General features: G+C 38.7%; 12 protein-coding genes. 2 read left to right on the top strand and 10 right to left on the bottom strand.

Features of this window, described 5'->3' with window-relative positions; genetic code table 11:
* Positions 1 to 13 precede the first annotated feature (13 nt).
* Positions 14 to 904: a 3-hydroxyisobutyrate dehydrogenase gene (mmsB, locus tag F981_RS08120; RefSeq protein WP_004720378.1), complete on the bottom strand. Its 891-nt coding sequence runs from the start codon at positions 902 to 904 to the stop codon at positions 14 to 16.
* Between the two features lie 15 nt (positions 905 to 919).
* Complete coding sequence (locus F981_RS08115) at positions 920 to 2,437, bottom strand: CoA-acylating methylmalonate-semialdehyde dehydrogenase (protein WP_004720376.1); 1,518 nt, start codon at positions 2,435 to 2,437, stop codon at positions 920 to 922.
* Between the two features lie 165 nt (positions 2,438 to 2,602).
* Here F981_RS08115 and F981_RS08110 point away from each other — a divergent pair, with 165 nt between their 5' ends.
* A complete protein-coding gene (locus tag F981_RS08110; protein WP_004720374.1) occupies positions 2,603 to 3,484 on the top strand; it encodes a LysR family transcriptional regulator in 882 nt (293 codons plus the stop codon).
* A 162-nt stretch (positions 3,485 to 3,646) separates the two neighbouring features.
* Here F981_RS08110 and F981_RS08105 read toward each other — a convergent pair whose 3' ends face one another.
* The 8 genes from F981_RS08105 to F981_RS08070 form a co-directional block, all read right to left on the bottom strand.
* Positions 3,647 to 5,851, bottom strand: coding sequence for an OsmC domain/YcaO domain-containing protein (locus tag F981_RS08105; RefSeq protein ID WP_004720372.1), 2,205 nt, complete (start codon positions 5,849 to 5,851; stop codon positions 3,647 to 3,649).
* Positions 5,852 to 6,097: 246 nt separating this feature from the next.
* Positions 6,098 to 6,688 carry a TerD family protein gene (locus F981_RS08100; RefSeq protein ID WP_004720371.1) on the bottom strand — a complete coding sequence of 197 codons (591 nt, stop codon included), beginning with the start codon at positions 6,686 to 6,688 and terminating at the stop codon, positions 6,098 to 6,100.
* Positions 6,689 to 6,705: 17 nt separating this feature from the next.
* Entirely contained in the window at positions 6,706 to 7,422 is a 717-nt protein-coding gene (locus F981_RS08095; RefSeq protein ID WP_004720370.1) for a TIGR00266 family protein, read from the bottom strand.
* A gap of 14 nt (positions 7,423 to 7,436) precedes the next feature.
* Positions 7,437 to 8,744, bottom strand: coding sequence for a vWA domain-containing protein (locus F981_RS08090; protein WP_004720369.1), 1,308 nt, complete (start codon positions 8,742 to 8,744; stop codon positions 7,437 to 7,439).
* A 116-nt stretch (positions 8,745 to 8,860) separates the two neighbouring features.
* Complete coding sequence (locus F981_RS08085; protein ID WP_004720368.1) at positions 8,861 to 9,439, bottom strand: TerD family protein; 579 nt, start codon at positions 9,437 to 9,439, stop codon at positions 8,861 to 8,863.
* A 2-nt stretch (positions 9,440 to 9,441) separates the two neighbouring features.
* Complete coding sequence (locus F981_RS08080) at positions 9,442 to 10,548, bottom strand: DUF475 domain-containing protein (RefSeq protein ID WP_004720367.1); 1,107 nt, start codon at positions 10,546 to 10,548, stop codon at positions 9,442 to 9,444.
* Between the two features lie 16 nt (positions 10,549 to 10,564).
* A complete protein-coding gene (locus F981_RS08075) occupies positions 10,565 to 11,140 on the bottom strand; it encodes a TerD family protein (protein ID WP_004720366.1) in 576 nt (191 codons plus the stop codon).
* 57 nt (positions 11,141 to 11,197) lie between these two features.
* Positions 11,198 to 12,394, bottom strand: a complete 1,197-nt coding sequence (locus F981_RS08070; protein WP_004720365.1) for a TerD family protein — start codon at positions 12,392 to 12,394, stop codon at positions 11,198 to 11,200.
* A 362-nt stretch (positions 12,395 to 12,756) separates the two neighbouring features.
* Here F981_RS08070 and F981_RS08065 point away from each other — a divergent pair, with 362 nt between their 5' ends.
* Positions 12,757 to 13,713, top strand: coding sequence for an ATP-grasp domain-containing protein (locus F981_RS08065; RefSeq protein WP_016539365.1), 957 nt, complete (start codon positions 12,757 to 12,759; stop codon positions 13,711 to 13,713).
* Positions 13,714 to 13,718 lie beyond the last annotated feature (5 nt).

Raw genomic sequence — 13,718 nt, 5'->3', positions numbered from 1 at the left:
CTTCGATTGATGATTAAGTTTCTTTAGGCAAATATTGCTGAATGATGCTGGAAAAATCGAGTTGAGCATTACCTTGCATACACAGTTGCTGATAAAGCTGCTGTACCAAACCACCTAAAAGCAAAGGTTGTTTGACTTGGCCTGCGGCTTCAACAGCCAAACCCAAATCTTTAAGCATCAGTTGAGAGGCAAAGCCATCACTATAACCACGTCCAGCAGGTGCATTTGCAGAAATACCCGGCCATGGGTTACACACTTCCGAGCTCCAGCAACGACCACTTGAACTATTGATTACGCCTGCTAATGCTTGTGCATCGATACCGAGTTTTGCCCCTAGCGCCATGCCTTCAGCCACTGCGGCCATTGAAATGCCTAAAATGAGATTATTGCAAATTTTAGCAATTTGTCCTGCACCCACTTCACCACAGTGCACGATGTTCTTACCCATTGGTGCAAGCACAGATTTGACTTGTTCAAAGGCTTTATCATCAGTTCCTACCATAAAGGTTAGCGTACCTGCTTGGGCCCCGATCGTGCCACCTGAAACAGGTGCATCACAAATTTGAATTCCTTGCTCTGCACCAATTGCAGCAATGTCTTTAATGGTTTGTGGATCAATGGTACTGCTGTCGATACATAAGCTGCCTTGTTTAAGCACAGCAAGTACCCCATTTTCACCCAAATACACCTCTTTAACATGCTTTGCGGCTGGCAGCATGGTGATCACGACATCTGCATTTTCTGCTGCTTTCTGTGGACTATTACAGGCAATTCCGCCTGCTTCGGTGAAATGTGCGATTGCAACATCACTTAAATCAAAGCCATAAACCGTCAAGCCTGCTTTGAGTAAATTATGGGCCATTTTACCGCCCATATTGCCTAAACCAATAAATGCAATATTCATCCTTGAACTCCTATATTAACGCAAGCTGATGGTGGTATTCACTTCACCTTTTTCTTGTGTGTCTTCGAACCAACGACTGGTAATGGTTTTGGTTTGAGTATAGAACTGTACTGCTTGTTTACCATAAGGCCCTAAGTCCCCTAATTTTGAACCTCTTGACCCGGTAAAGCTAAAGAATGGAACCGGCACAGGAATTGGAATATTGATACCAACTTGACCAATATCAATGGTGCTTTGGAAAGTACGCGCTGTTGCACCACTTTGAGTAAATAAACCCACACCATTCCCGAACGGATTGGCATTGACCAATTCAATGGCTTGTTCAAGTGTATCAACATGAATAATGGCTAATACAGGACCAAAAATTTCTTCAGTATAGATACGCATATCGGTGCTGACTTGATTGAATATAGTTGCACCAACAAAATTGCCATTTTCGTAGCCTTGGACTTGTACGCCTCGACCATCAAGTAAGAGTTGTGCACCTTGTTCAATACCGCTATTAATCAAATCTATAACGCGAGCTTTGGCACGTGGTGAGATCACAGGACCAATATCTGTTTGCGGTTCATGCCCAGCATTGACTTTGAGTGTTTTGGCTTTTTCAACCAATTCATCCACCCAGTTTTTAGTTTCACCGACCATGACAGCAACAGACAATGCCATACAACGTTGTCCAGCCGCACCAAATGCAGCACCGACTAAAGCATTTAAGGTTTGTTCTTTATTGGCATCTGGCATGACCACGACATGGTTTTTTGCACCCATCATCGATTGCACACGTTTACCATGCTGACCTGCTAAGTTATAGACATGCGTCCCTACCGCTGTTGAACCTACAAATGAAATGGCTTTAATGTCTGGATGCGTACATAGACGATCTACCACTTGTTTGCCACCATGTACCACATTGAGTACACCAGCAGGTACGCCCGCTTGTAATGCCAATTCAACCAGCATCATAGTCGATAATGGATCTTGCTCAGACGGTTTAAGTACAAAGGTATTGCCGCAAACAATCGCCATTGGAAACATCCATAGTGGAATCATGGCAGGAAAGTTAAACGGGGTAATTCCAGCACATACACCCAATGGTTGCTGCAAGGTATAAGTATCTACACCACGGGCTACACCTTCAGTATATTCACCCATTTGCAAGGTTCCAATTGAGCAAGCATGTTCAACCACCTCTAAGCCACGTTGAATATCACCTTCTGCATCAGCCAAGGTTTTACCTTGTTCTGCGGTCAAAACACGGGCAATATCTTTCATATTGTCACGAATCAAATCTTGCAGTTTCAGCATGATACGCATACGGGCTTGAATTGGTGTAAAACGCCAAGTTTTAAATGCTTCTTGTGCAGCAGCAATTGCAGCATCAACTTCGTCTAAAGTTGCCATTGGGACACGACCAAGTACCTCTTGGGTCGCTGGATTTAGAATGTCTTGCCACTCAGTAGTATTTGATTCGGTAAATTTTCCATTAATTAACAATTTAGCCGTCGTCGAATGAATATTTGACATTGTGTTCATAACCTCTCCATAGGCAATATTTTTTGTTGTTACATTTTTAGAAAATAGCCAAAAGCAGTATTTTCATCAGTACTGTTTCAAATCAAACTAACAAAGAAAATATAGATGACCAATAGAAATTAACGCACAATGAATGTGCAAATATGCACAAGGATGTCATACACAATGAAAGTCGATTGGGATCACCTACAGTTTTTTTTAGTTTTAGCGCGTGCCAAGACGTTAACCAATGCAGCTCGTATTATTGGGGTCGAACACAGTACCGTGTCTAGACGGATACAGGCGCTAGAATTAGCTTTAGGAACGCCGTTGTTTAGACGCGAAGCCACAGGCTATGAACTGACTATGGAAGGCTTGGCACTGGTGCCCCGTGTTGAGCAAATGGAACAAGCATTCTTGCAAATTGAAAAGCCCAACTTACCGTTACAAGGACATGTGCGAATTGGCACACCTGAGGGTTTTGGAACAGCATTTTTAGCCCAGCTATTGGCAGAACTGTCTAAACAATACCCTTTACTCACGATTGATCTTATCCCCGTTCCAAAAATGATTAAGCTGTCGCATCGTGAAGCTGATATTGTGATTTCCATCGATCGTCCTAAGTCAGGACCTTATATCATTACCCGTTTAACCGATTATTGTCTTAAAATTTATGGCAGTAAAAGCTATTTAGAAAGTACCCAAGCGATTAAAAAACTTGAAGATTTAAAAAACCATCAGTTTGTAAACTATATTGACGATTTAATTTATAGCCCTGAACTGTATTGTTTAGAACGTCTGCCCTTACAGCTCAATGCAAATTTTAGAAGTAGCAGTATTTTGGCCCAACAAGTTGCTGTGAGTGCAGGTGCTGGATTGGCAATTTTGCCGAAGTTTTTGGCAGAAAATAAGCCAGAACTTAAACAGGTGTTACAAGACGAAGTTCGTTTTATTCATACCTTCTGGATGCTAACTTTAGTCGATTTACAGCATGAACCGCGTATTAAATTGGTTTGGGATTTTTTAAGAACACAAGCTGATAAATATCAAAATTTATTGATGGATTAGTCATTCACTTATTCATAAGAGATATTAGGGATAGCCCATTTCATCATCAGTATAAACTTAATCCTTTGATTGAGTGATTTTTTAAATATTGTATTATTTTTAAAAATAAAAAACCCAAGACGAATCTTGGGTATTTCACTTATGTTCTAAAGTAAAATGCGTTTAACTTGCTAAGCCAACAGCTTTAGCACGTGCCTTATGTAACTTCTTATAGCTGTCAATAAGTCTTAAATGACGATCAAGCCCTTCAAGCTGCATACTGGTTTCAGTCAAACCATAAAAACGCATACTGCCGTCTAGAGAACCAATAACTGCATCCATTCGTTCATCACCAAACATACGACGGAAATTCGCTTCATAGTCATCTAAATCCATGTCGTCATCTAGTTCAACTTCAAGCATTACATTCATACACTGGTAGAACAAGCCGCGTTCTACAGTATTGGTATTGTATTGCAGGAATTGTTCAACTAAATCTTTGGCTTCTTCAAACTGTTGTAAAGCAAGATAAATCAACAGTTTTAACTCAAGGATGGTCAGTTGTCCCCACACAGTATTATCATCAAATTCAATCCCAATTAAAGTTACGATATCGGTGTAATCATCTACTTCAACTTCTTCAAGACGTTCAACTAAAGCTTCAAGTTGTTCATCATCTAAACGATGAAGATTTAAAATATCTTCACGGAATAACAATGCTTTGTTAGTATTGTCCCAAATTAAATCTTCAACCAAATAAATTTCAGAATAATCAGGCACAATGATACGGCAAGCTGTCGCGCCTAAGTGTTCATAGACTGCCATATAGACTTCTTTGCCCATTTCTTCAAGAATGTTTAGCATGGTCTTTACTTCTTCAGCATTGGCATTTTCACCTGCACTGCTAAAATCCCACTCAACAAAGTCATGGTCTGATTTTGCACTAAAGAAACGCCAAGACACCACACCACTTGAATCGATAAAATGTTCAACAAAATTATTCGGTTCAGTCACCGCATTACTGCTAAAGGTTGGTTTAGGTAAATCATTTAAACCTTCAAAACTACGACCTTGTAATAACTCGGTTAAGCTACGCTCTAAAGCAACTTCAAGCTTAGGATGTGCACCAAACGATGCAAAAACGCCGCCTGTACGTGGGTTCATCAACGTGACACACATCACTGGAAATTCACCACCCAACGATGCATCTTTAACCAAGACTGGAAAGCCTTGTTCTTCTAGGCCTTTAATGCCCTCAACAATACGCGGGTATTTTGCTAAAACGTCTTTTGGCACATCTGGAAGTGTAATTTCTCCCTCTAAAATTTCACGTTTAACCGCACGTTCAAAAATTTCAGATAAACACTGTACTTGAGCTTCGGCTAAGGTGTTTCCTGCACTCATACCATTGCTTAGATATAAGTTTTCAATCAAATTTGATGGGAAATATACAACTTCTTGATCTGATTGGCGTACAAACGGTAATGAACAAATCCCACGCTCAGTATTACCTGAGTTGGTGTCATATAAATGCGTACCTAACAATTCATTGTCTGGGTTATATATCTCTAATGTGTATTCATCCAATATTTCTTTAGGTAGCGCTCCATTTGGTCCTGGTTTAAACCATTTTTCATCTGGATAATGTACAAACTCAGCATTGGCAATGTCTTGACCCCAAAATTGGTCGTTATAGAAGAAATTACAATTTAAACGCTCAATGAACTCGCCTAATGCCGAAGCCAAAGCACTTTCTTTGGTTGAACCTTTACCATTGGTGAAACACATTGGAGATTGCGCATCACGAATATGTAATGACCATACATTTGGAACAATATTTCGCCATGAGGCAATTTCAATTTTCATTCCCAAACCTGCCAGAATCTCTGACATATTGGCAATAGTTTGCTCTAAAGGTAGATCTTTACCTTCAATATAAGTTGAGCTTTCTTGTGCTAAGTTTGGCATGAGCAATGCTTGTGCATCTGCATCAATACTTTCAACTTCTTCAATAACAAATTCAGGACCTGTTTGGATGACTTTTTTAACGGTACAACGGTCGATCGAACGCAAAATACCTTGACGATCTTTATCCGAAATATCCGCAGGTAGTTCAACCTGAATTTTAAAAATTTGTTTATAGCGGTTTTCAGGATCGACAATATTGTTTTGAGATAAACGAATATTATCTGTCGGGATATCACGAGCTGCACAATATACTTTGACAAAGTAAGCAGCACACAAAGCAGATGATGCAAGAAAATAATCGAAAGGACCCGGCGCAGAGCCATCACCTTTATAGCGAATGGGTTGATCAGCAATTACTGTAAAGTCATCGAACTTGGCTTCTTGTCGAAGATTGTCGAGGTAATTGACTTTGATTTCCATGTGGGCACCTAAATATTCTTATGTGTTGGCATGGACACATAAAATTTAAATATTGAAAAATAAGCCGAATCACGGAGAAGAAATTGACTTAAAAACGAACTAACCGCAACTGAGGTCAGTAATAATGGACGCTATTATAGAATTATTTTACACAATTGATAACTTTAGAATGGAAAGATTGAAAATACTTTAAACAAAAGCCATTTCTAGAAATGGCTTTGTTGATTAAAATTTTTACAGCCGCCCTTAAAGCACTGGAATGATCGAAGGAAGCATGTCATGAATGGTCTTACCATTACAGGTATCGCCAATCGCAGACATTTTCCATGCGCCATTGTGGCGATAAACTTTAGCGATAATCAAGGCAGTATAATTGCCTTTTGCTGAAAGGTTATATTTTGCAATTTCAGTATTGGTATTTGAGTCAACTAAACGACAAAAAGCATTTTCAACTTTTTCAAAAGTTTGACCGCGGAAACTACTAATTGTAAAAACCAGTGCTTTGACTTGCGGTGGGATTTTGGTTAGATCAACATGGATCACTTCATCATCGCCATCACCAGCACCTGTACGATTATCCCCTGAATGCCAAATACTGCCATCCTTACTTTTTAATTGACCGAACCATACTGCATCAAGCGGTTGGTTGTTTTCATCAAAAATAATGACTGAAGCATCAAGGTCGATTGAATCACCACCACCGCCACCAAAAAGACCACCTAAAAATCCGCCACTCTTCGCCACATCCCAGCCTGCACCAAGATAAATTTTGGTCAAAGATGAACCATCACCTTTTTCTAAAGAGATTTTTTGACCTTTTACTAAACTAATACTCATGTGTTTCCCTCATAGATTTAATTGTTTCTATTTAAATTTAAAGCTGAAGATAACCAGGTGAGGTAGCTCTTGCGATTTCGGGAACAAATAATGACTTTGCCATTGCCCCTAAACTTAAGCACCATACCTTCACCACTGGTAAAACTGTTTAAAAGATTTCCAACAATTCCGCGGTTTTGTGAACTTGGCATACCAATGTTGTAACTTAAAGACGAATCCCATGCCACAACATGACCATTATCAATGGTGGTTTCTCCGTTCTGGGTACTGACATCGACTTCCATCAAGGTACCACAGCCTGAAATACACAGTTGTCCTTGTCCAGATGATTCCATCACCACAAAACCACCTGTATCACCAAAGAATCCACCACCTAAATTTGCTTGAATCTTGGCTTTGACATTGACATGTTCTGTTGCTGCAACAAAAGCCCCATCAGATAAAGTGTATTGCTGAGGTCCTATGTTAAGAATTTGCATATCACCATCTATGTTTGGAGAAAGCAAACACTGTCCATGACCAAATGATGCTTTGATTTCTTGCTGAAACAGTGATTCACCTGTGGTAAATCTACGCATAAATGATTGAAATAATCCGCCGCGTAAATTTCCTGCCAATTCTAAATTTTGCTCAATCATGACCATTGCATCAGATTCACAAAATATTTTTTCTCCCTGTACCAAATCGACCAATAGAAATGGTTCTGGACTGCCTACAAGTTCAAATTTAGCCATCGATTGCCCTCACTTTATCGAATAATGTTTTTATTTTTCGCTTCTTTTAACCACAGTGGAAATTCCTGAAGCAGTGCATCATACAGTTGTGCTTCAGGCATACTTTGAATATTGCTCATTTCAAAAAAATTGCAATTATCTACTACTCGCCCATCCATCGTATCGAGTTGTTCCAACACACCATAGTTACGGCCGCCGATACCCACGAACTGCCAAAAAATAGGAAAACTGGATGCATTTTTAAGAATATTTTTAATCTTTTTACTTTCACTGACCCCGCCATCTGAAACAAATACCACATAAACGGGTAAATGAGATGGATTTTCTTGGGTAAAATATTGGATCACGGCTTCAAGTACAGCAGGTTCATTATTGTAACGTGCACCAGCTTTCCACTTTGGATGACCGCCTTGATCTGTATTGACAAAATTTTCTAAGTTGTTCAAGGTTACATCGCTTAAACGCAATGATTTTTCTGCAAATGCCCAGCACTCAAAACTGCCATCATCATCAAAATTGACTGCCAAGGGCATAATTCGGTCAAGTACTTTTTGCACATCACCTTTTATATACTGTTGGTGCATTGAACCTGAATAATCTAGCACTAAAGCGACACGAGCTTTTACATCGAGTAAATTGTTTTTTTCTAAACTGATTAAAGACTTTTTAGTAATATCTACCAAATGTGGAGCTGCATTTTGGATTTTATCCAGTACCACTTTCTTTTTCAGATCGATTGTTGATGGTGTATTGCTTGTCGATGGGTTTACTGTTGATGGAGCAGCTGCTGTACTTTCTTCAACTTCTCCCCCAAAGTGCTCAACCAAAGCCTTTAAGCCACCATTAAAACCTTGACCAATTGCAGCGATACGCCAAGCATCACTTTTAAAGTAAATCTCAGTCAGCATCACAGCTTTTTCTTGGCTAAAATTAGAACCATTTAAAAGATAACTCGCAAGCACCTGCCCTTGTTGATTACATAACTCGACCAGAATCGATTGTATATTTTGGATTTGAGACTGCTCATTGGATAAAGTGGCACAGATCACAAAACGTGATGTTCGCGCTGTATCTATCTTGTTTAAATCAAAGGCAAAACTATGCATGTTGCCTTGAAGCTGATATTGAACTTCGCCTTTCGGAGTCTGTGGCTGATTATAGAAAGTCATATAATCATCATGGAAAAGTTTATCGTTTGGCGCAATACCAAAACTAGAAATATCGATTTCAAAAGGTGCTTGAACCTGTACACGTAGTTTAAACTGTGTCTCTGTCTGCAACAATTGGTGAAGTGCCAGTTTTTGTCCAGTGATGAATTGCATTGTTGTTCTCTATTTAGTACTTGAAAATAATTTTTACTGTGTTCATAAATGAACCGATTTAAACCGAATCACTTTCAAGTACTAAAAGATAAATCTTTTAGTACAGATTTTAAAAATTAAACTGCAACACCATAACTTGCAGCCAAAGCACCTAAGCCGCCGTTAAAGCCTTGGCCGACTGCTTTAAATTTCCACTCACCGCTATGACGGTATAACTCACCAAAAATCATGGCAACTTCTGTACTACCGTCTTCAGATAAGTCAAAACGTGCAAGTTCTTCTGCATTGTTATCCTGATTGATTACACGGATATAGGCTTTGTCCACCATACCGAAGTTTTGACCATTTTGTTGGCCTTCATGAATGGTTACAGCAAAAACAATTTTTGCGACATCAGCAGGTACTTTAGCTAGATCAACTGAAATTGTTTCGTCATCACCATCACCGTCACCTGTACGGTTATCACCGTTATGATTAACAGAACCACAAGGAGAAGTTTTTTGGTTAAAGAAGATGAAGTCGCCATCTAAACGAACTTTGCCATTTTCACCAGTCAGAAAAGCAACCGCATCCAAGTCAAATGCTTTACCATCTGTCACACGAGGATTCCAGCCTAAACCTAAGTCTACTTTATTCATTGTAGGCGCTGTTTTAGACAGGTTGATGTTACCGCCTTTTGATAAATTAATAGCCATTTTTAATTTCCTTTTTCAGTTGTTTCAAGAGATTGTTTTTTACTATATGAAATTGATGAGATTACTGCCCAAACAATAAATGCGACACCAATCAAGCCTGTTACGACTTCAGGTATATGTAAGCCTGTTCCACTTGCAAGCATGATGAATGCAAGTGCACCAATCGCATAATGCGCGCCATGTTCTAAGTAAACATAAGCATCAAGCGTACCTTTTTCTACAAGGTAAACCGTCATAGAACGCACGAAGATTGCACCGATTGCCAAGCCCAGCATAATAATTACCACATCACTGGTAATTGCAAAAGCACCGATTACACCATCGAAACTAAAAGACGCATCAAGTACTTCAAGATACAAGAAGCCACCGATACCGCCTTTGATGATTGTACCTGTGACTGGTGCACCATTATTTGAAGTTGTTTGTTCAGTTGCTTCTTGTTCATCATCATGTGAACCGCCTTCAAGCAAGTGTCCGATCACCTGAACACCGACATAAACCACAATTCCCCAGATCCCTGCCATAGTTACAACAAGACGAGAAGTTTCAGGTACAAAATTAGCCATAACCAATAATGCACATAATGAAATAAACACTGAAATCGCTTGAATATTGCCTAGATCAGCGAGTTTTGACTCCAACCAATGGAACCAATGCTCATCTTTTTCATCATCAAATAAAAAGTTAAGAAAAACTAAGAGCAAGAACATACCACCGAACGCTGCAATTTCAGCATGGTGTGCCATGAGCTTTTCAGAGTAGGTTTTTGGATCGTTCAGCGCAAGTTTTGCAACCTCTATCATGCCCATGTCTGCAGTGACGCCAACAATGAGTAATGGAAAGATTAAACGCATACCAAATACAGCGATAACAATACCGACTGTTAAAAATAAGGTTCGCCAGAAATGATTCCAGTGTTTAAGTACCGAAGCATTTACTACAGCATTATCAAACGATAAAGAAACTTCCATCACTGCAAGAATTGCAGTAATTGCCAATGCCTTGAACATGGTCATTAGGCCGGCTTGGGGACCATGTGTAAAACCCCAATACGCAGAAATTGCTAGACAAATGATGGTAAAAAGAATCGAAAAGCGAAAATGTTTCATCCATTGAACTCTTATATTAGATGCTTATACCGAACTGTTGGCACATTGCGCTTAAACCGCCAGCATAACCTTGTCCTACAGCTCTAAACTTCCACTCACCATTGTGGCGATATAATTCACCAAAAATCATGGCAGTTTCTGTTGAATAATCTTCATTCAAATCGAAACGAACAATTTCAGTATTGCTTTGATCATTTACCACGCGAATAAACGCATTTTGAACTTGACCAAAATTTTGACCGCGACTTTCACCTTCATGAATGGTGACTGTAATTGCAATTTTTTGAACATCTGCAGGTACTTGTGCGAGATTAATGCGAACTGCTTCATCATCACCATCACCCGCACCTGTACGGTTATCACCTGTATGTTCAACAGAACCTTCAGGTGAACGTGTTTGGTTATAGAAAATGAAATCGTGTTCACCACGAACTTTACCATTTTCGCTCAATAAAAATGCCGAAGCATCTAAGTCAAAATCTGTTCCGTCGGTTGCACGCGCATCCCAACCTAAGCCGACCAAAACTTGGTTTAAACTTGGGTCAGTTTTGCTTAAAGATAAGTTGCCACCTTTGTTTAATGAAATTGCCATTTATATTTCCTCTACTTTATTGCAGTGTGCATTCATTGTTTAAATACATGCAGTCAATTAATTTTTAGAACCCTGTGTCCATCGGAACCCAAAACCATAATGTTCATCTAAATATTTTTGATCTTTAAAATAACGAACTTCTCGGTTGGCTTGTATAGTGCCATTGTTATTCTTTAATTCTACAATAGAACATGTTGTCAATTGATTACCATCCGTCAAATGAACTTCAATTTCAGGTTGGTCTGGGATCTTAATGGTGACCACACCATCTGTTGCAGCCCATTGCGCAGCACCCTGATAAATATAAGCATAAATCACAATGCGTTCAATTTGATCCCATTGATTACCATTGATATGTAGATTTTCACCTTGTACAGATGAACCTGTACGATCATCTCCATCAAGCTGAATAAATGGTTTGACCTCAAAACGGCCAAAACGATTACCCAGCGGTTGTACTAAATCAATTTCACCATTTTTAAGTTGCACCATCGCGCCAAGGTCTAGATCTATTGCACTTGAACCCGATAGTTTCTGAAAAAATGATTGGGATTTGGGCTGGCTTTTATTCCAGTTTAAATTGACTGAAATTTTTCCAAAACCATTGCCTTTCTTGGTTAAATTGATGGTTGAATTGTTTTTATCCAATCGAATTTTAGAAAGATTAATATTTGAATTTGTAGGTGTAGGTGTAGGTGTAGGTGTAGGTGTAGGTGTAGTATTTTTCACTTCATCGGCAATCACAACACCAAAGTTTTCTGCCAATGGCTTTAATCCACCATTAAATCCTTGACCAACAAAGCGAAATTTCCATTGGCTGTTATGTAAATAAATCTCTGCAAGGATTAAGGCTTTTTCAGTTCTATTCCGAGTATCCAAATGTGCAGTCGCAATACGCTGTTGCGCTGCATAAAGCTCAATATCAATCGGAACAATATTTCCAATGGTGTTTGGTTCATTGATCGTGACACAAATAGCGATTTTTTGAATTTGTGCATCTAAAAGTGCAGTATTGATTTTTAATTTGGTGAAATTTGGGTTCTTAGATGATGATTCTAGCAAAACCACACTTTGATTGGGGGTTTGACGTTGTCCATAAAAAATCATGTCCTGATCACCACGCACTTTAAGCGTGCCTTGGGCCAGTAAATATGCTGTAACATCTAATTCTATGTCAGATGAAAAACCTGTTTTTATACAAATTTCAATATCCTGAGCAGGTATTTGAATATTTCCACCAGCAACCAGCTGCATAAATCCTCCACTTTATAGGTATATTATCGCTTTTTGATAAAATGAATTTAAAATCATGCGTTATTCAAATGAAGTTTTTAAATTAACTTTCTTTATAAAAAACAAATAAAAATAGATATGCTATGTTTTACCATAAAAATTCCTAATCTCAAGTGTTTCAGTGTTTTTTTCTTGGTATTTGATTACTTTTACAAAATATTAAAATTAAATATTGTATCACTATGGGGAATTGTTATATTTTCCAGCGCATCAGATAGTCGCTTTAAAAACTTCGTTATTCTTTATAAAAATTTGAGATTAAATTACCCGTGCTACAGCAATATAAAATTTGGATCGCCGAGTGTTATTCCTGTCAAAATGATATGATTCAATTACTGAAAAGTTCGAGTATATCAAAACAACTGACTATATTTTGTTCTCACAGCCGTAACCGTCCCGAACTTGCCTTAAGTGCTGATGTTTATCTTCAGCAACCTGCTATTTCAAAGAGCGCTGAATGGTTATTAGAACAATGTATTGAACATAATATTCAACTGCTCTTCTGTGGAAAACACAGTCAGCATATTGAGCCGTTTAGAACCCAATTTGAACAACATGCTATTCAGTTGATTACTGGTACACTCAGCTCAGAACAGCATGAGTTGATGAACAATAAATACCAATTTACCTTACATTGTGAAGCGCAAAATTTATCTGTCATTCCAGCGTTATTAGCCAATTCCACAGAAACGCTGAAGACATCCATTGAAACATTACAGCTACAACATAGTGAGATCTGCGCTAAGCCTGTTTATGGGGTTTATGGTGCCGGCTTTGTCCGCTTACAGAATCATGTGTCGTACTTTAAAAACTTTAGCTCACCGACCAAATGTAATACTCAGCAATTTATAGAGGCATATAGTCAGCAGGAAGAGCCTGTTGAATATCTGATTATGCCTTATTTGGCTGGGCAAGAATGCTCAGTTGATATTGCTTGTAGTCAAGGAAAGATCATTGCTCAAGTTACCAGAATTAAACATGTTTATTTTCAAGAGTGTTTTTTGCAACATCCTTGTCATCAAATTTGTATAGATTTAGTCGATTATTTTCAATGTGATGGACTAATTAATATCCAATTTAAACAAGATGAAAGCTTGCAATGGCATATTCTTGAGATCAATCCACGCCCTGCTGGTGGTTTTGCTTATACACAACATACTGGAGTCAATTTGATTGCTGAACTGATTGCTGAAAAATTAAATTTGAATTTAGTTCGAGCACCACACCAATCGCCTGTAAAAGCTTTACCGATTGCCCATAGTATAAAATTGGATTTGTAAGATAG

It is taken from the genome of Acinetobacter guillouiae CIP 63.46 (assembly GCF_000368145.1).
GTDB classification, from domain to species: Bacteria; Pseudomonadota; Gammaproteobacteria; order Pseudomonadales; family Moraxellaceae; genus Acinetobacter; species Acinetobacter guillouiae.
Note: the sequence above shows the minus strand (reverse complement) of the source record. Positions and strands in the feature narration are given on the sequence as shown.

What these genes read in the sequence shown, in the direction of transcription:
- mmsB (WP_004720378.1), bottom strand. Translation starts at nt 904, where the DNA reads ATGAATATTGCATTTATTGGTTTAGGCAATATGGGCGGTAAAATGGCC.
- F981_RS08115 (WP_004720376.1), bottom strand. Translation starts at nt 2,437, where the DNA reads ATGAACACAATGTCAAATATTCATTCGACGACGGCTAAATTGTTAATT.
- F981_RS08110 (WP_004720374.1), top strand. Translation starts at nt 2,603, where the DNA reads ATGAAAGTCGATTGGGATCACCTACAGTTTTTTTTAGTTTTAGCGCGT.
- F981_RS08105 (WP_004720372.1), bottom strand. Translation starts at nt 5,851, where the DNA reads ATGGAAATCAAAGTCAATTACCTCGACAATCTTCGACAAGAAGCCAAG.
- F981_RS08100 (WP_004720371.1), bottom strand. Translation starts at nt 6,688, where the DNA reads ATGAGTATTAGTTTAGTAAAAGGTCAAAAAATCTCTTTAGAAAAAGGT.
- F981_RS08095 (WP_004720370.1), bottom strand. Translation starts at nt 7,422, where the DNA reads ATGGCTAAATTTGAACTTGTAGGCAGTCCAGAACCATTTCTATTGGTC.
- F981_RS08090 (WP_004720369.1), bottom strand. Translation starts at nt 8,744, where the DNA reads ATGCAATTCATCACTGGACAAAAACTGGCACTTCACCAATTGTTGCAG.
- F981_RS08085 (WP_004720368.1), bottom strand. Translation starts at nt 9,439, where the DNA reads ATGGCTATTAATTTATCAAAAGGCGGTAACATCAACCTGTCTAAAACA.
- F981_RS08080 (WP_004720367.1), bottom strand. Translation starts at nt 10,548, where the DNA reads ATGAAACATTTTCGCTTTTCGATTCTTTTTACCATCATTTGTCTAGCA.
- F981_RS08075 (WP_004720366.1), bottom strand. Translation starts at nt 11,140, where the DNA reads ATGGCAATTTCATTAAACAAAGGTGGCAACTTATCTTTAAGCAAAACT.
- F981_RS08070 (WP_004720365.1), bottom strand. Translation starts at nt 12,394, where the DNA reads ATGCAGCTGGTTGCTGGTGGAAATATTCAAATACCTGCTCAGGATATT.
- F981_RS08065 (WP_016539365.1), top strand. Translation starts at nt 12,757, where the DNA reads ATGATTCAATTACTGAAAAGTTCGAGTATATCAAAACAACTGACTATA.